The sequence below is a fragment of the Thauera sp. 2A1 genome (assembly GCF_009469595.2).
Lineage (GTDB): Bacteria > Pseudomonadota > Gammaproteobacteria > Burkholderiales > Rhodocyclaceae > Thauera.
In genome coordinates this window covers 1-1,569 of the sequence record NZ_SSXV01000100.1, presented here as the reverse complement: position 1 = coordinate 1,569, position 1,569 = coordinate 1, and the positions used below count along the sequence as shown (strand labels likewise).

The following is a 1,569-nucleotide window of genomic DNA, read 5'->3' as shown; positions in this document are numbered from 1 at the left end:
GGCCTGCTGAAGATCACCGGTCGCGAACCGATGGGCGCCAAGCCGCCGGCACCCACGGTATCGTTCGAGTCCGCGCGCTCGCTCGGTAACGTGTGGGCGCTGACCGAGCTTTGGAGATCGCTCGGCTTTTCCGGGCTGCGCCGGGTGTTTCGCCGCACGCGCCGCACCACGGACGTGGAAGCGTTGCTCCGGCTGATGGTGCTCAACCGCCTGTGCGACCCCGAATCCAAGCTCGGCGTGCTGCGTTGGGTACAGACGGTGGCGCTGCCCGACTTCGGGCCGAAGGCGGTGACGCACCAGCAGTTGCTGCGCAGCCTCGATGCGCTGATGGATCACCAGGACGAGGTCGATGCCGTGGTCGCCGGGCTGCTGCGCCCGCTGATCGACCAGGATCTGTCGGTGGTGTTCTACGACCTCACCACGATCCGTAGCGAAGGACTCAGCCAGCAGCCCGGCGACGTGCGCCAGTACGGCATGGCCAAGGAGGGGCTGATTGCCCGCCAGTTCATGCTCGGCGTGGTGCAGACCGCCGAGGGGCTGCCGATCTACCACGAGGTGTTCGACGGCAACACGGCCGAGACCCGGACCCTGTTGCCCACGCTCTCCAAGGTGCTCGAGCGCTTCCCGTCGGTGCAGCGCCTGGTGCTGGTCGCCGACCGGGGGCTGCTCAGCCTGGACAATCTGGAGGCGCTGAAAGCCGTGCGCCTGGCCAGCGGCAAGCCGCTCGAATTCATCGTCGCGGTGCCGGGCCGCCGATACAACGAGTTCATCGAGCTGCTCGAACCCTTCCACGAACAGCAGTGCGCCACCGCCACCCAGGAAGTGATCTCGGAGCAGTCCTGGAACGGGCTGCGGCTGGTGGCCGCGCACGACCCGATGGCTGCGGCCACCAAGACCGAACAGCGCAATGCGCGTATCGACGCACTGGTCCGCCAGGCAGACGAATGGTCGGGCAAGCTCACCGAGCAAGACGAAGGCGTGAAGCACCGGGGGCGCAAACTCTCGGATAGCGGCGCCAAGGCGCGCTTCTACCATGCGGTCAGCGAAGCGCACCTGTCGCGCATCATCAAGGTCGATCTGGGCGAGGAACTCTTCAGCTACCACATCGACGACAAGGCGAAGCGTCTTGCGGAAATGATGGACGGCAAGCTGCTGCTGGTGACCAACGCCGAGGGGCTCACCGCGCAGAACGTGATTCAGCGCTACAAGTCCCTCGCCGACATCGAGCGCGGATTCAAGGTGCTCAAGTCCGAGATCGAGATCGGCCCGGTGTATCACCGCCTGCCCGAGCGGATTCGCGCGCATGCGTCGATCTGCTTCATGGCGCTGATCCTGCACCGCGTGATGCGTAGCCGACTCAAGACCGCCGATGCGGGCTACACGCCCGAGCGGGCGCTCGAACAACTCCAGCATCACCGCGTGCGCCTGAATGGCGGCGAGCCGGTCGCGGGGGTGTCGACGCTCAGCACGGAACAGAACGAGGTGCTTCATGCCTTGGGGATAGCAAAGCCAGCAGCGCCGGAGTAGTTGGCGCTGCTGTAGTGGCATTTTTGAAAGTGCGCTCTAGCA

The 1,569-nt window shown here is 65.6% G+C and carries 1 protein-coding gene; it reads left to right on the top strand.

Annotated elements, in window-relative coordinates:
- Positions 1-1,527, top strand: a 1,527-nt coding sequence (locus GH664_RS22660) for an IS1634 family transposase (protein ID WP_153170301.1), incomplete at its 5' end; no start/stop codon positions are given.
- Positions 1,528-1,569 lie beyond the last annotated feature (42 nt).